At 43.2% G+C, this 18,524-nt stretch carries 17 protein-coding genes and 1 tRNA gene; 5 read left to right on the forward strand and 13 right to left on the reverse strand.

Annotation, left to right across the window (positions count from 1 at the left end):
- Positions 1-110: 110 nt before the first annotated feature.
- The 9 genes from J8Z23_RS18235 to rbsD form a co-directional block, all read right to left on the reverse strand.
- Positions 111-791 carry a Crp/Fnr family transcriptional regulator gene (locus J8Z23_RS18235; RefSeq protein ID WP_005397172.1) on the reverse strand — a complete coding sequence of 227 codons (681 nt, stop codon included), beginning with the start codon at positions 789-791 and terminating at the stop codon, positions 111-113.
- Positions 792-923: 132 nt separating this feature from the next.
- Positions 924-1,655: a nucleoside phosphorylase gene (locus J8Z23_RS18240; RefSeq protein WP_434635676.1), complete on the reverse strand. Its 732-nt coding sequence runs from the start codon at positions 1,653-1,655 to the stop codon at positions 924-926.
- 10 nt (positions 1,656-1,665) lie between these two features.
- On the reverse strand, positions 1,666-2,397 hold the full coding sequence (gene pnuC / locus J8Z23_RS18245; protein WP_005397168.1) for a nicotinamide riboside transporter PnuC: 732 nt from the start codon (positions 2,395-2,397) through the stop codon (positions 1,666-1,668).
- 500 nt (positions 2,398-2,897) lie between these two features.
- Positions 2,898-3,920 (reverse strand): substrate-binding domain-containing protein, encoded by a 1,023-nt coding sequence (locus J8Z23_RS18250; RefSeq protein WP_301659047.1) that lies wholly within the window; start codon positions 3,918-3,920, stop codon positions 2,898-2,900.
- A 33-nt stretch (positions 3,921-3,953) separates the two neighbouring features.
- Positions 3,954-4,871, reverse strand: coding sequence for a ribokinase (gene rbsK, locus J8Z23_RS18255; protein WP_005397162.1), 918 nt, complete (start codon positions 4,869-4,871; stop codon positions 3,954-3,956).
- A 225-nt stretch (positions 4,872-5,096) separates the two neighbouring features.
- Entirely contained in the window at positions 5,097-5,975 is an 879-nt protein-coding gene (gene rbsB, locus J8Z23_RS18260) for a ribose ABC transporter substrate-binding protein RbsB (RefSeq protein WP_005397160.1), read from the reverse strand.
- Positions 5,976-6,052: 77 nt separating this feature from the next.
- Complete coding sequence (gene rbsC / locus J8Z23_RS18265) at positions 6,053-7,036, reverse strand: ribose ABC transporter permease (RefSeq protein ID WP_434635679.1); 984 nt, start codon at positions 7,034-7,036, stop codon at positions 6,053-6,055.
- Positions 7,033-8,538, reverse strand: coding sequence for a ribose ABC transporter ATP-binding protein RbsA (gene rbsA, locus J8Z23_RS18270; protein ID WP_434635681.1), 1,506 nt, complete (start codon positions 8,536-8,538; stop codon positions 7,033-7,035). The genes rbsC and rbsA overlap by 4 nt, the downstream gene beginning before the upstream one ends.
- A 23-nt stretch (positions 8,539-8,561) precedes the next feature.
- On the reverse strand, positions 8,562-8,981 hold the full coding sequence (gene rbsD / locus J8Z23_RS18275; protein ID WP_434635682.1) for a D-ribose pyranase: 420 nt from the start codon (positions 8,979-8,981) through the stop codon (positions 8,562-8,564).
- 472 nt (positions 8,982-9,453) lie between these two features.
- Here rbsD and J8Z23_RS18280 point away from each other — a divergent pair, with 472 nt between their 5' ends.
- On the forward strand, positions 9,454-11,820 hold the full coding sequence (locus J8Z23_RS18280; RefSeq protein ID WP_434635684.1) for an EAL domain-containing protein: 2,367 nt from the start codon (positions 9,454-9,456) through the stop codon (positions 11,818-11,820).
- Between the two features lie 137 nt (positions 11,821-11,957).
- On the opposite strand, the gene J8Z23_RS18285 is transcribed toward J8Z23_RS18280, so the two are convergent.
- Positions 11,958-12,533 (reverse strand): imm11 family protein, encoded by a 576-nt coding sequence (locus J8Z23_RS18285; RefSeq protein WP_074190569.1) that lies wholly within the window; start codon positions 12,531-12,533, stop codon positions 11,958-11,960.
- 1,004 nt (positions 12,534-13,537) lie between these two features.
- Between J8Z23_RS18285 and J8Z23_RS18290 the strand changes: the two genes are divergently transcribed.
- The 3 genes from J8Z23_RS18290 to J8Z23_RS18300 all read left to right on the forward strand — a co-directional run bounded on the left by J8Z23_RS18290 (position 13,538) and on the right by J8Z23_RS18300 (position 15,378).
- Entirely contained in the window at positions 13,538-14,179 is a 642-nt protein-coding gene (locus J8Z23_RS18290) for a murein L,D-transpeptidase catalytic domain family protein (RefSeq protein WP_006741014.1), read from the forward strand.
- A gap of 330 nt (positions 14,180-14,509) precedes the next feature.
- Complete coding sequence (locus tag J8Z23_RS18295) at positions 14,510-14,968, forward strand: hypothetical protein (protein ID WP_301606122.1); 459 nt, start codon at positions 14,510-14,512, stop codon at positions 14,966-14,968.
- Between the two features lie 86 nt (positions 14,969-15,054).
- Positions 15,055-15,378, forward strand: a complete 324-nt coding sequence (locus J8Z23_RS18300; protein ID WP_046875977.1) for a hypothetical protein — start codon at positions 15,055-15,057, stop codon at positions 15,376-15,378.
- Between the two features lie 125 nt (positions 15,379-15,503).
- Here the strand turns inward: J8Z23_RS18300 and J8Z23_RS18305 are convergent, their stop codons facing one another.
- Both J8Z23_RS18305 and J8Z23_RS18310 read right to left on the reverse strand, forming a co-directional pair.
- Positions 15,504-16,184: a DedA family protein gene (locus tag J8Z23_RS18305; RefSeq protein WP_053807828.1), complete on the reverse strand. Its 681-nt coding sequence runs from the start codon at positions 16,182-16,184 to the stop codon at positions 15,504-15,506.
- A 500-nt stretch (positions 16,185-16,684) separates the two neighbouring features.
- On the reverse strand, positions 16,685-17,203 hold the full coding sequence (locus J8Z23_RS18310; protein WP_434635686.1) for a DUF4136 domain-containing protein: 519 nt from the start codon (positions 17,201-17,203) through the stop codon (positions 16,685-16,687).
- 371 nt (positions 17,204-17,574) lie between these two features.
- Here J8Z23_RS18310 and J8Z23_RS18315 point away from each other — a divergent pair.
- A tRNA-Gly gene (locus tag J8Z23_RS18315) sits at positions 17,575-17,649 on the forward strand.
- Positions 17,650-17,666: 17 nt separating this feature from the next.
- Here the strand turns inward: J8Z23_RS18315 and J8Z23_RS18320 are convergent.
- Positions 17,667-18,524 carry a sterol desaturase family protein gene (locus J8Z23_RS18320; protein WP_258634199.1) on the reverse strand — a complete coding sequence of 286 codons (858 nt, stop codon included), beginning with the start codon at positions 18,522-18,524 and terminating at the stop codon, positions 17,667-17,669.

Genomic DNA, 18,524 nt, shown 5'->3' on the forward strand with positions numbered 1-18,524 from the left:
CTCTTTACTGCATTCAACAAAATTTAAGGTACTTTACATTAGTTACGCTTATTCGAGCTTCAACTATATCAAAGACTTATAAAAACCATTCATTGCAATATCTAGGTGTATCATTCATGCGCTTCGATAAATGCTTTGAGTGCTGGCTCATCAATAATCTCCAACCCGTTTTCCGTTTTTGCAATCAATCCCTTTTCAATCAAATCTTTAACTGCACGTCGATAAACACGGCCAGAAGTACCAAATCGCTCAGCTTCTTGATTTACTTTGTCAAAGCCACCGAGCAATGTATTGGTTTGATTACGGACGAAAAGATCATACGCAATATTATAAGTAATGGGATGCAATAACCGATTGGTATAGATATCCATAGAGTCTTGATAATCTTCGGCCAACGCTGAAGCAAAGAACACCATCATTTCTGGATGCTTTTGTAGCGCTTCAGTTAGTTTTTGGATGCAGATGACATCAACCTGCATGTGCTCATCTGCAATCACATTCCATTGGCAAGGAGTCTGAGTGAAGTACTCCATTTCACCATAGATATGGTAGTCGCAGTTTGCCTCTCCTAATTGAAAGCGTCGCCCATTCGCGGCCAATATGCTCATTGACACTCGACCTACCGGCACAACATATAAGTACTGAAGTTGCTCACCTTGGCGGAGAATTTCTTCCCCAGCATCAAAGTAACGCGTACTAATTTGACACTGATAGATCATCTCACGAAAGGCTACGCTCTTTTTTTCAAGGTATGTTTTGAAGCGGCCAGTTGGATACGGGCTGATTTTCATTCTCTGCTCTCTCAGAAAAGTTACTGATAACTATCTCAGGTGGATTGTACCCCGTAACACCAAATAAAAAAGCGACAGTGGCCTGTCGCTTTACATTCATTGATTTATAAGAGTTACTGAGGTTAGTACGGACTACCTCTGAGCAATCAGCGCTTCTAACGCCGTCATTACAGCAAGCTTCTCACCTTGCATCATTACTTTCGCTTCATCAACGTACTGGCCAACCCCTTCTTTCACATCTTGTTGGTACAGAACGACGTTATTTAAGATCGAAGCCACATGAAGACCACGTAATCGGCCAACGGCAAGCAAAGCTGAGGTTTCCATATCAGCACCTAAGACGCCCTTCTTGTTCCAGTATTGGCATATCGCATCTTCGTCATCGGTATAGAAACTGTCGTGAGAACGTACCACACCAAAATGATAACGTGCCTCTTGTACTGACAGGTAACGCTCAACTTCCTTTAATAAGGAAAAACTTGCGTACGCCGGATAAGCCGAATCCACATACGCTTTGGAGCCACCTTCATCTCTTACCGCACCTTCGGCAATGATTAGCTCGCCAAGCTGAATGCCTGATTGCATCGCACCTGCCGATCCGACACGTACCACATGAGTTACGCCGCACTGTTTTAGCTCTTCTACCGCAATGATCATCGATGGAGCGCCGATGCCTGTGCTGCATACTGAAACAGGCTGGTCCTTGTATTTGCCAGTAAAAACACGGTACTCGCGATTTTCCGAGATCATTTCTGCATCATCCAATAATGCGGCAATACGATTAGCTCGGTCTGGCTCACCACATACAATGACGAGAGGAGCGACTTGTGTTTCATCAACACCAATATGAGGTTGTTTCGCCATTTTTCGTTCCTTAAGCTGCAGCTTGAGCTAAGGTTTTATCGCCATTGCGCTTGGCGCTACGGGCCCATTCACGCGTACCATTGGCAGCAATGAACATCAAAATCGCATACTGAACGGACATCGCATAAACACCCTGTGTCGCGTAGATGCCAACACTGATGATGTTAATCACAACCCAAAGAATCCAGTTTTCCACATATTTACGTGTCATCAGAATTTGTGCAACAACAGAAAGTACTGTCATGGTTGCATCCCAAAACGGGAACGCATCAGGTTCAAGTACCGGATCAGCCAAACCTGCACCAAAGAGATTCAAGCTATCAACAGCAATGTTTGCTAATGCAAAGAAAAAAGGGTCGATGTAGATGGTTAACAACGCGATAGACACAACGCTAATAGAAGCAGTGGCGATGAGTTTCTGTTTGTTTAACCAGCGTACTTCCAGCGTTTCACCTTCCGCGTTTGGACGAGTCCACGCATACCAACCGTAAATGTTCGCGCAGAAGAAAAACAGTTGAAGAAGTAATAATCCGTATAACTGAATTTGGAAAAAGATAACGGCAAAAAGAGTGACATTCAGCAAACCGAATAAGTAGTTGATGGTTTTTTCTTGGCTAGCAAACCAAATGCAAAGCAATCCAAAAACCGTACCGAAGGCTTCAATCCAACTCATTGCGTAACCGCCGCCTATTGGAATGTTAACCAGGGTGTTGTTTATATCGAGTAAGGCAAGTAGGTCCATGTCGATGTCCTTTATTATTTTGTTTGGGAATATGCCTATATTAGGGCGTAACACCTAACAAAAAGGAGGACATTTGTCCCCCTCTTGATGCACTCGATCATAATTCAGTTCAATATTTGCTTGAAAGCAATAAATGACTCAATTGAACCGCTTGGAAATTAACGCGCCTAAGAATCCAAACCTAAATAGCGCTTTTTGAATGCGGAAGCTGATGCAAATAAAGCTGACGCCAAAAGTGTAATAACAAACCCAATTGCGTACTCGAATGCTTCATTCACCAAGAGCTGATAACAGCTCACAAAAAAAATCAGTATGACCGCAATAACATTAACTCGGTGAAACCAAGGATGCTTTACGGAGAACTTAGCGTAACCTTTTGATAACATTTAACTAATCCGCCAGACAACAATTAATATTTTTATTTATAATCAATGGTGATAGTAAGGCTTTATAGTATAAAGAGAAACGACTTTTTTGATTTTTTAGCTCAACATCACAGGTCATCTAGCGCTGCTTGACTTTAATATCTTGACACTTTTTCGTTCAACTAAGGTAGGTTCTAATTGCACGACTTGCGCTTCTGTTGATTTATCATCCAATTTTCGGACAAGCGTTTCCACGGCAGCTTGCCCAAGACGGTATTTAGGCTGGTGAATTGTGGTGAGTGATGGCGACATAAACTTCGCGATATGTATGTCATCGTAACCGATGATTGAAATCTGTTCCGGGACTTTAATATTGAGCTCATTTGTGGCGTTAATCACCCCCATCGCCATCATATCATTGGAAACGAAAATCGAGCTGGGTAAGGTGCCTCGCTGCGCCATTTTCATAAATGCTTGGTATCCGCCTTCACATTCGAAGTCCGATTCAATGATCCAGTTGGCATTAAATTCCAAGCCAGCTTCGTTCATCGCACGTTTGTAACCTTCGTATCGCATTTGCGCTTGGTGTTTAATCAAAGGGCCGGTGATACATCCTATTTCTGTGTGGCCGCAATCAATCAGGTATTTCGCCGCTAGGTAACCGCCACGAAGCGAGTTATCTTGAATTTTGTCGCTCGTAAACAGCATCGGCCCCCAATCCATCACCACGACAGGGATATCAGGATAACGCTCAAATACATCGATACGCTCCCCTTCTAGCGAGGAGCACATCAAGATCAAACCATCGACACGCTTTTGCAAAAGCGTATTAATGGATTGGCGCATACGTTCGTTATCACCTTCGGTATTGCATAAAATGAGGCTGTAGCCTTTTTGGTAGCAGCTGCGTTCGACGCCTTTTACGACTTCGCCAAAGAATGGGTTGGTTGAGGTTGTCACTAGCATACCAATGGTTTTGGTACGATTGACTTTGAGGCTACGCGCCAAAGCTGATGGCGCATAGTAGTTGAGTTCTTTTGCGGCATTATTGACGCGTTCGGAGATCTCTTCACTCACAAAACGCGTCTTGTTAATAACATGGCTCACTGTTGAAGTGGAAACCCCTGCCAGTTTTGCGATGTCTTTCATCGTCGCCATGTTATTACTCCTAATTGATGAGGCGTTTAAGCCCTATTGTGCAGCGAGAAACGCGTCCACCTCTTCGCGAGTTGGGATCGACGTCTGCGCGCCAAAGCGGGTCACAGAAATTGCAGCCGCCGCATGTGCAAACTTAATTGCTGATTCTAAAGGTAAATCCTCTAACAGGCCAGTGACGAATGCCCCATTAAACGTATCCCCTGCTGCGGTGGTATCAGTCGCGTCAACACGAAACCCCGGGATGAGCTCACCTCTACCATTTTGACTTAACCAAACACCCTTCGCACCGAGAGTGATCATGACAATTTCGATACCTTTGCTATGAAGCACATTCGCCGCTTCTTGCGCGCTGTCATTATCCGTTACCGTTACCCCCGTCAACACTTCAGCTTCGGTTTCATTTGGTGTAATAACATCAATACAAGCAAGCAGTTCGTCTGACAGTTCACGAGCAGGGGCAGGGTTTAAAATGACGTTAGTTTTTGCATCTTTCGCCACTCGCGCGGCTTTCTCAATGCCGCACATCGGCGTTTCCAATTGCATCAGCAGGTAATCCGCTTGGCGAATGCGATCTAAATCTGGCTCAATCGCTTCTGCTGTCAATTTGGCATTCGCTTCTGCTGAAATACAAATGCTGTTTTCACCACTATCCGACACTTGAATCATCGCAATACCAGTTGGGCAGTTTGGTTGCATCTTCACACCTGTGATGTCGATGCCGTCCATATTGAAGTTTTCACGAATATTGATGCCGAACGAGTCATCGCCTACACAAGCAATAAAGCCAATATCAGCCTTGAGTCGAGCTGCAGCAACAGCTTGGTTGGCACCTTTGCCACCTGGGATAACTTGATAGTTGCGACCATGTAGCGTTTCGCCAGGGCGAGGGAAAGAAGGCACTTGAAGAACATGGTCAGCGTTTACACTACCTAACACCACTAACTTATTCATACGGTTATCCTCGGTTCTGAATGAACCCTTTTTTTGAAAAACTATTTTGGAAAATACATTAGATGACTTTAACTTCTCTTCCTAACGAAGGAGTCACGATAAAAAGTCAAAGGCATCTATACCCTGCATTTTTAAGTCACTTGGGTATGTTTGCCCTCTCCTCCTAAACGACAGATATAAACGGAGGAGAGAGCAAAAATTAGGACGCTTTATTGAACGTCAAACTTATTTAGTCACTACTTTTAGTGGCACCGGAATGTATTCTTCTACTTTTTCACCTTTCAAGACTTTGTCAGCCGTTTCAACACCTAAAGCACCGATAAGATCTGGTTGCTGTGCGATGGTTGCTGCTAGCTTGCCACGGTTAACTGCGGCAATGCCGTCTTCCGTGCCATCAAAACCAACGATAACGACGTCTTTGCCAGAAGCTTGAACGGCGCGAAGTGCCCCTAGCGCCATTTCATCATTCTGTGCGAACACCGCTTGTACATCAGGGTTAGCCGCGAGTAGGTTTTCCATCACGTTTAGGCCTTTAGTACGGTCAAAGTCTGCTGGCTGGCTGGCAAGAAGATCCATATCGCTGCCCTTCACGGCATTCATGAAACCTTCACCACGCTCGCGCGCCGCCGATGTGCCCGCAATACCTTCAAGCTGAATTACTTTTGCTTTTTCGCCAACTTTTTCCATGATGTAGTGGCCTGCCATTTCACCACCGATCACGTTGTCGGACGCGATGTGACTCACGACTTCACCACGGCTTGCGCCACGGTCTAGTGTCAATACAGGGATCTTAGAACGGTTCGCCATACGAATCGCATTAGACACAGCATCAGAATCCGTTGGGTTGATAAGAATTGCTTTTACACCGCGAATACTTAAATCCTCGATGTTCGACAGTTCTTTGCTCGGGTCATTTTGCGAGTCCAGTACAATTAAGTCGTACCCCAATTCTTTCGCTTTAGCTTCCGCACCGTCTTTCATCGTTACGAAGAACGGGTTGTTTAGCGTCGAAACCACAATCGCCATCGTATCTTGGGCTTGTGCCGCTACTGATACAGTGGAAGAAAGAAGTGCAGCAGAGATAAGAGTTGCAAGTTTTTTCATCGTTCTAGTCCTTTGTGTAGGGTGAGCCAGCACACGCCCACTGGCTCGGTTTGTATTCAGGATTTAATGGTTATGGATTATTTGTTTTTGTTGTCTACCAGTACTGCGAGCAAGATAACCACTGCTTTGGCAATCATTTGGTAGTATGAGGAAACGTCTAGTAGGTTAAGAGCGTTGTTTAAGAAACCGATGATCAGCGCACCAATTAGCGTACCCATGATGCGTCCTTTACCGCCCATCAAGCTGGTACCGCCAAGTACAACCGCAGCAATCGCATCTAACTCGTAACCCATACCCGCTGTTGGCTGCGCCGAAGACAGACGAGAAGTCACGATGATGCCTGCAAGCGCTGCCAGCATACCGCAGATTGCGTATACACCAATCTTCACTCGGTCTACATTGATACCAGATAGACGAGTCGCTGATTCGTTGCCACCTAGTGCGTAAACGTAGCGACCAAAGCGAGTGTGGTTAAGTAAGTACCAAGCCGCTGCGAACACAACCACCATTAACCAAACAGGTACTGGAATACCTAGCGCGTAGCCGGTACCAAACCATGCAAACGCATCAGCTGTGTCAGTAAAACCTGTCGAGATTGGACGACCTTCGGTGTACACCATAGTCACACCGCGTAGTAACGTCATGGTAACCAGCGTAGCGATAAAGGCCTGTACTTTGCCCTTAGCAATGATGATGCCGCTAATTGCACCTAACGCTGCACCTGCGACTAAAGCAGTCGGAACCGCCACCAGCACCGGGACTTCAAGCGCAATCATGCTTGCCGCAAAGGCACCACATAGCGCCAGTACGGAACCAACACTCAAGTCGATGCCTGCGGTTAAAATAACCAGTGTCATACCTACCGCGATAATGGCATTCACTGAGGTTTGACGAAGAATGTTGAGAATGTTGTCGACCGTAAAGAAGTTCGGGTTCAAAAATGACACAACAACAATCAAAAAAATCAGTGCTATCAGTGATTTTTGCTCAATCAACCACTCTTTTGTGAACAACTTCTTGTTGCTAGCTTCGGTTGGTTTGCTCATGGTTTTAGTACTCATGCTGCTTCCTCATTGATCTTTTTGCCTACGGCACAGGCGAGTAATTTTTCTTGATCGGCGTCTTTCGCATCGAATTCGCCAGTAATACGACCTTCATGCATAACCAGAATGCGGTCACTCATACCGAGCACTTCTGGCATCTCGGAAGACACCAAGATGATGCTCATGCCTTCGGCTTTGAACTTGTTGATGAGTTGATAAATTTCTTTTTTCGCACCGACATCGACGCCACGTGTTGGCTCATCGAGAATCAGAACTTTAGGTTTGGTCATTAACCCTTTCGCGATCGCCACTTTTTGCTGGTTACCGCCGGATAAGTTACCAATGATTTGGTCGCGCGTAGGGGTTTTGATATTAAATAGCTTGATAAAATCTTCCACGGCAATCACTTCATCGCTATGTTGGATTTGGAAGCCTTTAGTCAACTGATTGAGTGAACAAAGTGACATATTCTCCTTAACCGAGAGACCTAACACCAAGCCATCGCCTTTGCGATCTTCAGAGATATAAGCGATGCCATTTGCTAAGCCATCTTGTGGGCTAACCGGGTTAATGGTTTTGTTATCGAGGTTGATAACACCATGCTCACTTGGCAACGCGCCGTAAATCACTTTCATCAGTTCGGTGCGGCCTGCCCCCATCAAACCAGAAATACCCAATATCTCACCGCGTTTCAGCGTGAAGCTCACATCGTGAACGCCAGAGCCAGTCAGGCCAATCACTTCAAGGCAAGTTTCGCCATGTCGCACATCAATACGTGGGTATTGCTCTTCTAACTTACGACCAACCATCATTTCGATCAGGCCGTCTTCATCAGTGTCTGCTACTTTGCATTCACCGATAAATTTACCGTCACGAAGCACGGTAATGTCGTCACAGATTTCAAAGATTTCTTTAAGACGGTGTGAGATGTAAACGATGCCGCAGCCCTGCTCTCGAAGTTCGTTGATCACTTTAAATAGTGACTCCGTCTCGGTATCGGTCAGCGCGTCGGTTGGCTCATCCATAATGATGACTTTCGATTTAAACGAAAGCGCTTTCGCAATCTCCACCATTTGTTGCTCACCAAGGCTCAAATCACCAAGCAACTTTTTCGATGAGTGCTTTACGTTAAGGCGTTGAAGCAACTTGTCTGCTTCTTCATACATCTTGCCCCACTGAATACGCCCCATCGTGCCGGTAAATTCACGACCTAGATAGATGTTTTCAGCAATCGTCAGTTCAGGGATCAAGTTCAATTCCTGGTGAATAATACTGATGCCCGCTTCCTGTGAGTCACGCGGACCTTTAAACGCGGCAGGTTGGCCTTGATATTGGATGCTACCCGCATCCATGTGATAGATGCCCGTCAGCACCTTCATCAATGTTGACTTGCCTGCTCCATTTTCTCCCATGAGCGCCATGACACGGCCTGGGTAAACATTCAGGCTCGCTTTGTCCAGTGCTTTCACGCCCGGGAACGCTTTCTCAATGTCGCTCAGTTGTAGAATGGCTTGAGTCATAATCTGTCCTCAATATCTCTGGCTTAAAAAACCACGCCCGCTTGAAAGATAACGTTCGCGTATGGCGAGCATTCGCCAGTTCGAACGACAGCGCGGCTTTGTGCCGTGCGTGCTTTAAATGCTTCATGTGACACGTAGCTGATCTCGATAGATTTACCCGTTTCTTCGCTCTCTTTGCTCAGTTCGTTAAGCAATGCTTGATGCAAAACTGGGCTTACATCAGAAAACTCTTCCGCAATAATGACCCCTTCGATTTGCAACTCAGATAGAATCACGCGAACAGTATCAAGAAAACTTGGTACGCCATGCGTTAGCGCCAAATCAATTCGCTGTACATGCTCAGGGATTGGCAGGCCAGCGTCACATATCGTGATCTCATCGGTGTGGCCTAGCGTCGCCACCAAGTAAGAAATATCTGAGTTAATTAGGGTACTTTTTTTCATCTCATCGACCTTTCGGTTACACGTTCATACAACCATGAGCGCCTGTTTTAAAGCGTTTTCGTTATTAACAGAAAACTCATCGAAACGTTTCGATGAAATAATAATTCGTTGTGGTAATTTGACCAGAGTGAGATCGATAAGGTGTGAGAATGATCCGTAATTAACGGGTCATCGAATAGTAAAAAGGTACATGAGTCACACTTTGCCATCGAAACGTTTCGATGGCTGGCTTAATCTACACTTGAAGTGAGGTTTTTAAAGACAGTTGAAAAAGAGATACGTCCCATTACTGAGAAACACTCTAGTTAATGAGATGGAAACCTTACACATCATCACAGTTCTTGGATGGTTGTCTGATTTTGGAGAACGCTCACCTTACAATCTAGTTACAATTTGCAAAACACATCATCCGTTCAGTACCTTATATGGTATGCGACGTTTGTAGGGACACAAACGGAAACTAAAAGCCATAATGAAGTTAAGCAATCGAGTCATCTTGCTTGTCGCGCCAGTGATCTTATTAAGCGCGCTGGTATCAAGTTATATTATTTACAGCATTCAAAAAGTAACGCTCATCAAGCGAGAAGACAGCTATATCCAATTGCAAATGGAAAAGCTCGCAGGGCAGTTCCGACAAGCCAACATATTCCTCAATAGTTATGCATACACATTAAGCAAAAGTGATGTATTGCAAGACTACTTGGTGAATCATAACAATCCGTATCGTGAGCGCGTGTTATTTAACCGACTCGATGAAACCGCAGATGTGTTAAGCCATGGCTATACAGGCGATGCAAGCATGGCGATTCTCGACGGGAAACAAAACCTTCTTTATTACACAGAAAATAAATACTACGAATCATCAGGTGTAGTCGACCCTAAGGTATTGGATTACATCTCGCGAAGCTTTAGTACGAGAGAAGCGTTTAACCATACTGGCTTTATTTACAATTCCAGCGGACAAAGTATTCTTCTGCAATACGAACTCATCGACAAACGAACAGGGACACAACCTCTAAGTTTTGATCCGCAAAATGTCTTTTTCGTGGTGGTGTCGGTATCGCTCGAAGCCTTCAATGAGATCAAGCACGAAATCGAGTTCGACACGCATAGCGTGATAACTTTTGCCGACAAGCCTATTTATCTCGATATTCCTCTCGCTCAGACGATTGAACTATTGCCACACTTTTATGCGGTACTATCCCCTGCTGAATATTTGATGTGGAATAAAGTCGATAAAGTGTGGCTAGAACTGGCCCTTTCCTTTGGTGTGGCGGCGTTTTGCACCATCACCTTAATTGTTTTGGTTTTGTATCGTTATGTATTACACCCCGTTTCTCGCCTCGATAAACAGCTACAAGAGCTGGAAACAAATCAACGCGGCAACATTGAAAAGCTAGAAACAAACGATGAAATAGGACGCTTATCCTCACGCTTTTTTGATATGTATGAAGAGCTCAACGTCATATATAAGAAGACAAAACGCCTGGCTGAAACGGATCACCTAACGCAACTCGCTAATCGCCATCGTTTCCATGAACTTGCAACTCGTGAACTCGTCTCCCCTTCGCAGCATTTGTGGGTCATTTATGTCGATCTCGATAACTTTAAGTACGTTAATGACAAATACGGGCATGAACTGGGAGACAACTTATTAAAGGTGTTTTCATCACACATCAAAAATGTCTGTCAAAAATTCTCGCACGACTACGATAGTCCCTGTTTTGCAGCAAGATTGTCTGGTGACGAATTTGCTATTTTATTGAGCTCAAATCAGGATGCACAACACCTACCCGACTTGCTGGCCTCAGAGTTGCTAAAACCGATTAGCAATCTCAGTCCATCTTGGAGTAATTCATTCCCCGTGACTGCAAGCGTAGGTATCGCTCAGTACCCTCAAGACGGTACAGACGTCGCGAAATTACTCTCCAGTGCCGATGCGGCAATGTATCAAGCCAAACGAGCCGGGAAAAACCAGTACGCTTATTACTCAGCAGCTCTCAATGTTGAGTCTCAAAGACGCAGTCAGCTTGAGCGAGCGCTCAGAAAAAGCAACGTAGAAGAAGAGTTCCATCTCGTTTTTCAACCCTATATGAATAATCGGGACAACGAGATTGAAGGACTAGAGGTATTATTGCGCTGGGAAGCGGAAGGCATTGGTCCCGTGCCTCCGAAAGAGTTTATCCCAATCGCGGAACAGGCGGGCTTATTTGATAAAATTGATCGCTGGGTTTTCGCCAACGCGACAGCGGAATATCACCAATTAAGAAATATTTTTGGCAAAGACATTGTCCTTTCGATCAACCTCTCTTCAGCAGAACTTAACTCCATCGAAATGGCGAATTATATTCATGACCAAGCAAGCAAAAACGGTGTGAAACCAGAATGTATTGAATTAGAAATAACAGAAACCTTTGCCGCAGAACAACAAGGTACAGCATTACTTGATGAGCTGTCGAAGCGTGGCTATCGTCTCGCCATTGATGACTTTGGCTCTGGCTATACATCGCTGACTCAACTTGTTCAATATCCAGTTCAAAAGATCAAGTTTGACCGAGAGTTCCTCGTTACATTGATGAAAACCAACAACGGTCATGTGATCAAACCCATCATCGATCTATGCCACGCTCAAAATAAAACGGTCACCGCAGAAGGTATTGAGCACAATGTTATGCATGAATGGTTATCGGCCTACCGCTGTGACTATATGCAAGGCTATTTATTTGGTAAGCCAATGAGTAAGGAACAACTGAATTTGTGGTGGCAATCCGCAAATGACGATAGCCGCTTCGATGGTTCCATAGTAGGTTCGATTACTGTTCAAGGGACATCTTGTTAAAGATTAAGTACAGAAGCCATGTATGTGGCTGCTGTACTTGGTCACGTGTGATTCATAGAGAGAACAAAAAATCTAGCTCTTACTATCACACACCTATAGATATAATACAGTTGCATAAAATTACCGTTTATCTACTCTTAAACAAGCACCTCTTTGAAATCCAATCCAGTCAAATTTAGTTCTTTGACTCTATCGTACAATCCACCTTTTTTGTCCGTGCAAAACGTTCTGAGTCCCGCACCTTTTACTCTGAATAAGCCAGCTTCATTAATGGCTTCTCTATTCAAAACGAGTTTCTTAAACGGCCTAGTACGACTCGGTTTCCCATTACGAAGGTTATACTTGGTAGCAGAGCTATCAATAGCATCGATTTGAGTAATAATATTTAATGCTCGCCAAGGCTGTCCTTTTAGACTCAATGGCAAGAATTCGACATTCTCGCTTAACGCACCAAGCTTATCAGCAATGGCAGCTGGCACAGCGAAAGTAACCGCTCCCCAAGCAGCAACATCAGGCCTAGGTAATGTGTTTTCACCTTCAACATCTAACCATTCAATATCAATACTTCTCCAACTGTCTTTAACAGATTCTCCATACAGCTGGATAGGTTCGTTTGTGGTTACTTGAAGGGACATTTCCAATGCAGATTCTTGCAAGATTGCAAAATCATGCGCATTGGGTGTGACAATAAACACTTTGTTAAATGCTGTCATAACCATCCTTAAACAGGTTGAATAGCTTCTCTTAATGGGAACTCTCCACCCTCAAGATTTTCGCCTACTTAGCTAAATATATCAATTATGCTTGGTATGTTAATGTCACTGCATTATCAGGTATGACAAAATAGGTTTAAAGATCAAAATTAAAAACTCGATACTCAGTTAAGAAAGGGGATTTTTCTCTATGAATCAAACATAAGGTCCAACATAAAAAATCACTCTTAGATTCAACAAGATAAAAATTGATACAAGTTCGTACGTTAATTTTTGATATTATTATTTTTCGATGAAATCTCTCAGTTATTTAAATATTTAATCAAAACGATAGAATTACTTTTTGGTAAGTTTAGTTCAGATTTTATGTATTTAATTGAAAAAATGAGGAAATAAGTAAAAGCTGACAAAACTTACTTTTGTACTGCTAATCATCGGCTTAGATGATTCGTGTAGAAGCTCATTTGTCGGCTCCACTTAGACTTAGCTTTATCACTCGTGAACAGGAAGTGCCCTTCTTCTCGGTATTTATCTACCTTTCTTATCCATCTTGTTGTTTACCCACTCACTTAAAATGCACTAACACACATAACGAGTTGACGTTATGATTTGTTACGAGTCAAATCACAAATCTAAACGCAGGCTGAATAGACGTACAAAAGACAAACACATTGAAATAAAAAGAGTTTCTAATCTAGAAAAAATAAAACGTCGTTTTTATAAATTCGCCATCTCACAAATATCCTTAAACACAGTTTTATTAATTACGCATATAAGATATTATTCATTCCGAAGTTTATCGAAACAATCGATTAACTTAATAATTTATTTGAGTTTCAAACAGTTAGTTTTTAACTTGAAAACTTATCGTTAACCCAATATTAAGTACCTAAGCGTACAATAAGAAACATTGGGAATAGAATTATATTGATGTGCATGTTGTTTTAACGAATGCATGAAGCAATCGGTAAATTTGTAACACCATAGAGTTTTATTTAGCCAAGATGAAAAAGTTAATTTTATTATTTATATGGACATTTCTGTCTGCCTCTCCTTTTGCCTTTGCAAAACAAGCAGATAACGAAGTCAAAAGTCACATACCACAGAATCAAATTGAACAAGTGTTCAAACAAGCAAAGTTAGATGGCGTAGTAGACTTTAAATTGTTTCGTGACGCTTACATCGCGTACCAAAAAACACCTGATAGAAAGAAATCAGTACTAACCATCATCGACTATAGTAAACCATCGACTGAAAAACGCTTTTATGTGGTTGATTTAGATAAAAAGAAGCTTATCTACAATACTTATGTTTCTCACGGTGTGAACAGTGGAAAGAAAACAGCGACGCAGTTTTCAAACGTGGTGAACTCGCGTAAAACATCGCTGGGTACGTTTTTGACTGACACCACCTACTACGGATCAAATGGTTATTCACTTCGATTAGATGGTCTAAGCTCAGGGTTGAACGATAAAGCTCGCGAGCGTTATATCGTTGTGCACGGTGCCGACTATGCTAACCCTTCTTTTATCAAGAAGAATGGTTACCTTGGGCGCAGTTGGGGTTGCCCTGCACTGCCAAAGAAGTTGTCTCGTGAGATCATTGACACCATAAAAGGCGGCAGTGTTATTTATGCAAGCGCATAACACGGTGCAAATTATGTGGGGAAGAATGCTCTATTTCTTCCCTAACAAATAATCGGATTGGCTCAAGCTTCCTTGTCTCATGACTCTCTTTACCTGTTTCTCCAGTTTTCGCTTGCCTCAACGCTAAAATTATTTAGGTATTAGCTTATACCCAAATAACATCAGAAAACTCTGTTCATCCCTCTTCCATCTCGTTAGTATACGCTGAGTTGGTCAGACACCGATTTTCATTGTTATCATAGTGTCACTAAGATTCCGTAGTCATAGTGATAGTCTATGACGTTATATGTTTAGGGTTACTTCTTGCGTTATCTACACCGTATATTATTGATGCTTTCATTGTCCCTATTTTCAGGGTTCATCGTTGCCTCATATGCGCATACGTATCACCACACTAAACATTACACCTCTGAACGCTTGCTTAAACTTGCGCAACAAGACGATTTTGAACTAGCACATAGCGAATTCCATACATTTGCCTCTCCAAGTTCTTGGGGCTCAGAAGGTTATTATCTGCACATAAAGCGCGAGTTGTTAGCGCTGGTTTCCTGCCGCCGAACATCCGCCACTGATGGTGTTTTATCATCAGATTTTACTCCTGATTATTTTTTACTTGTTGCTTTCTCTTCCCCACCACTATTGGAATTGGCAAAACAAGCATCTCGCTTACCTCTTGATGGTTATGGCGGGCTGATGAATAAACGCTCTCTCTATCGACTCTCAGGAAGAAAAGAAGCCAATTTGATGTACGTCTTTACTCATGGTCGCAACGCCTTCCCTGTTGTTTAACTTTTTATGACATACAGAGAACACGGAAATGTAACGATGAGAACCAATACGCTCATTGTTACTAGAACCAATTTGAGGTCCATATAATGACAAAATTCGCTACGACTATCGCACTAGCATTACTATTTGCAACGGGCTCAGCCTTCGCTAACACAGAAGCAAAGCCAGAAGAAATGAGCAATGAGACTCTGCTAGAGTGTGCCAATGTTTCTAATGCACGTATTGCGGTTCCTGAACACAGAGCGATGTTCAGACACTACCTAATGTCTGAAAGAAACTATAGTTTCAGCCAGTTATCTTCTGCTGAGCTTGAATTTAAAGCAGCAGATAAGAATGAATCCGAAGTAGAAACTATCTACAAGTCTCAGTGTAAAGAGGTTGGCGAGTACCTATATAGCATTGGCTATTAAACTCGAAACCCTAACGACACTCAAAAAGAAAGGCGCATACATTGCGCCTTTCTTTTTACTGATAAAAACCAGCCGATTAGATGTCTAATCTGTATACAAGCTTAAAAGTGCAAATCAAAGTAAACTTACTGAGAAAACTCTGACACATCCTTGGATTTACAGAACGCTCGACGTGCTTTAACAAACAAGAAACTAAGCACCCCAATCACAAGAGTAATTATTGGGGCCGCCATTAATAGCATTGTGATCGTTTTGCTTATATTCTCTGGTAACAAGGGAAGCAATAAACCAAAACCGCATAATATCAGCGTCCATAAAATCGCACTCAGCCACGCAAAGTAATGGAATTTACTAATACCTTTCACTCGCAACCCCATCATTAATGGCAATAGGGAACGAACAACCGGAATAAACCGCGCACAAAAAAGCGCGATCAATCCATGTTTACTGAGCAATACGTCGACCTGTTCCAAACGCTTTTGAGGAACCGCGCTCACCCAGCCTTGGACCTTAGGTAAGCGATTTAGCCACTTGCCTTGTAAGTAAGCCGCCCAACTTCCCAATCCCGCACTAACAGCTATCACCAACATGATCATTATTGGATCAAGGACACCAACCGCCGCCAGCGTACCGGATAATACGACGACACTGTCGCATGGGAATGGCGCAGCAGGAATAAAACCACTTTCCAAAAAGATAAGCGCAGCAACAACAAAATAAACCAATCCTGCACCGCCTGGCGCCATTAACGCCGTAAAATCTTGATGCCAAAAGGCACTCAAGACCTGAATTATCGAATCAAACATAAACCGCTCCTAAGCATAACTAACCAAAAATTGTAAAAACATGGAATGTGTTAGCGAGCATGTATAAAGCGGTATATGAGATTCGATTCTTTCCTCGCTCCGATTCTGTATTTAGAATGAGTAAAAATACTTTCAACACAACGACCTAAAACCTCATTGCCGATGCGTTTTAGCAGCCCCATCGAGCTCGTTTCCTTAGAATGGCTAACCCTCAATATATTCCGGCTGTTTAAACTCGGATAGTCTTGTTGTATTGGAGAGGCAGGGTGTTCTGAAAAGTGCTTCGACTTAGCGGCAGCAGCAATATTCTGGTTATGAAAGGAAAGAAAATTTGGGTATGAGTGCGCCAGGCTCATGCTCGGAGCCAACAAGCAGAAAAGTAGTCCGAGTAAAGCAATCAGAGTCGTACGCACAAAGGTAACCAAAACCAAAATAATAAGTTCTTTTAACCCTGTGCGTAACGATTGGCAATTAGTATTCTTAATCGTTAAGAATACTAATTATTTTTCACCGTAAGGGTAGTTTTCAAACATTTTCGCAATTTCTTCTTCAATCAGGGACTCTCTTTTCTCAGAGCTCATAGACTCAGATAGTTTCCTGCTTGAAACACCTTTCCACACAACCTGATTAGCCTTTGCATCAACAAGCTCTACCACCAGTTTGCCATACTTACGTTCTTTGTATCGTTCCGGGCTTGAAGTGATCACGCCAAAGCTATTCCAACCATAACCGAAACTCACCGAAGACCCAGAATAGACAAGCTCGGACTCTTCGACGATATCATGATGAACGTAAAGGTCCCCACCACTATTCACTTTAATTAGGCCCTTGTCTTCAAGCTGTTCAGCCAATCCTTGTTCAATACGTCGACCATCAATACTCGTAGGGGCTTCTGCTTGGGCACCGAAATCAAACGTTCTGTAAGCTGAAAAGTCGGCTTGCTTATCAACATCCGTCGTTACGGTTGTACAAGCAGACACGAGCATCATCACCGCCCCTAATATCAAACCTTTCCACATGTTAAATCTCCTTTGGTTAAGCTGACTGTTTCAGCGGAATTACGCTAGTGCTATACATACGCTTCAGCAGTAAAAAGTAATCATTTCAATATCTAGTCTTGACCATGAAACGTGACTGTTCAATAAACGTGATTAACCTTTACACTGACAATCTTGAATATCATCAATGCCTAAACGCTAGTAGACAGTGTGTTTGCCCCTAATTAGCAGCCATCGATTTTAGAAGCGGAATCGCTGACCCTCCTGAAAAACAGAGACAATGGACACTTTAACACCAAGACGCTACTTTTTTAGGCACCTGGCAAACAATTGATGAGAAAAGACTTTTCTTTTTCGTTCAGTGTGGCATATTAACTGAGTCCTATCGATGCGCGGGCATCGTATAATGGCTATTACCTCAGCCTTCCAAGCTGATGATGCGGGTTCGATTCCCGCTGCCCGCTCCAATCTCTTTTATCTCAATCTACTCAAAAGAATCCGATGGCGGAGCAAATAGACAGCGCCAACGTTGTTTCCACGTTAAATTTGGTCGTGTTACGTCATAAAACATGTCTTTCCATTCTGCAAACGTCACACGAATGGGATTAAAGCTGTTTACAGGTTTAGAAATTCCATACCTAACGGTTTCCACTTCTGGTTCAAACGTTCCAAACATCCGATCCCAGATAATCAACACCCCCGCGTAATTTTTGTCGATGTACTGACGGTTTATACCATGATGAACACGATGATGAGATGGCGTGTTAAATACCCACTCTAGCCATCCAAGCGAGCGAATTGATTGAGTATGAACAAAAAACTGTAAGCCCAGATTAAACAGCACAACGAAGACGACCCACTTAGGATCAAAGCCAATAATCACCAAAGGCAACCAGAAAATCCACATCCCCGCTAACGGATACATCAAGCTTTGACGAAACGCGGTGCTGAAATTCATTCTCTCCGAGCTGTGATGGACCACGTGCGCAGCCCACATCCAACGAATACGGTGGCTAGCCCGATGAAACCAGTAATAGAAAAAGTCTTGCAGAACGACAAGTAACAAAAACGCTGAAACGCTCATTTCGATATCAAACAATCGCCAATCAAACCACCACAAATATAGCTGAGCAATCAGTAAACCTGTGAGTATGTCTGTCGCTTGGTGTAAGCCCGCAAGCACAAAATTACATACAACTTCCGGAATATAATACGTCGCGCTTTCAGGCAAACGTCCCCTTCGTTGTCCAAACCAGTACTCTGCAACCATACATAAAAAGAAAACAGGCGCCAAAATCATCAGAAGTAATTCAGGGCGTTCCATCAACTGTGTCCAATCCAT

Origin of the sequence: Vibrio sp. SCSIO 43086, from assembly GCF_051132235.1 — a bacterium.
GTDB classification, from domain to species: domain Bacteria; phylum Pseudomonadota; class Gammaproteobacteria; order Enterobacterales; family Vibrionaceae; genus Vibrio; species Vibrio diabolicus.

Coding starts and splice junctions, on each gene's coding strand:
- J8Z23_RS18235 (WP_005397172.1), bottom strand. CDS start 791: ATGAAAATCAGCCCGTATCCAACTGGCCGCTTCAAAACATACCTTGAA.
- J8Z23_RS18240 (WP_434635676.1), bottom strand. CDS start 1,655: ATGGCGAAACAACCTCATATTGGTGTTGATGAAACACAAGTCGCTCCT.
- pnuC (WP_005397168.1), bottom strand. CDS start 2,397: ATGGACCTACTTGCCTTACTCGATATAAACAACACCCTGGTTAACATT.
- J8Z23_RS18250 (WP_301659047.1), bottom strand. CDS start 3,920: ATGGCGACGATGAAAGACATCGCAAAACTGGCAGGGGTTTCCACTTCA.
- rbsK (WP_005397162.1), bottom strand. CDS start 4,871: ATGAATAAGTTAGTGGTGTTAGGTAGTGTAAACGCTGACCATGTTCTT.
- rbsB (WP_005397160.1), bottom strand. CDS start 5,975: ATGAAAAAACTTGCAACTCTTATCTCTGCTGCACTTCTTTCTTCCACT.
- rbsC (WP_434635679.1), bottom strand. CDS start 7,036: ATGAGTACTAAAACCATGAGCAAACCAACCGAAGCTAGCAACAAGAAG.
- rbsA (WP_434635681.1), bottom strand. CDS start 8,538: ATGACTCAAGCCATTCTACAACTGAGCGACATTGAGAAAGCGTTCCCG.
- rbsD (WP_434635682.1), bottom strand. CDS start 8,981: ATGAAAAAAAGTACCCTAATTAACTCAGATATTTCTTACTTGGTGGCG.
- J8Z23_RS18280 (WP_434635684.1), top strand. CDS start 9,454: ATGAAGTTAAGCAATCGAGTCATCTTGCTTGTCGCGCCAGTGATCTTA.
- J8Z23_RS18285 (WP_074190569.1), bottom strand. CDS start 12,533: ATGACAGCATTTAACAAAGTGTTTATTGTCACACCCAATGCGCATGAT.
- J8Z23_RS18290 (WP_006741014.1), top strand. CDS start 13,538: ATGAAAAAGTTAATTTTATTATTTATATGGACATTTCTGTCTGCCTCT.
- J8Z23_RS18295 (WP_301606122.1), top strand. CDS start 14,510: ATGCTTTCATTGTCCCTATTTTCAGGGTTCATCGTTGCCTCATATGCG.
- J8Z23_RS18300 (WP_046875977.1), top strand. CDS start 15,055: ATGACAAAATTCGCTACGACTATCGCACTAGCATTACTATTTGCAACG.
- J8Z23_RS18305 (WP_053807828.1), bottom strand. CDS start 16,184: ATGTTTGATTCGATAATTCAGGTCTTGAGTGCCTTTTGGCATCAAGAT.
- J8Z23_RS18310 (WP_434635686.1), bottom strand. CDS start 17,203: ATGTGGAAAGGTTTGATATTAGGGGCGGTGATGATGCTCGTGTCTGCT.
- J8Z23_RS18320 (WP_258634199.1), bottom strand. CDS start 18,524: ATGGATTGGACACAGTTGATGGAACGCCCTGAATTACTTCTGATGATT.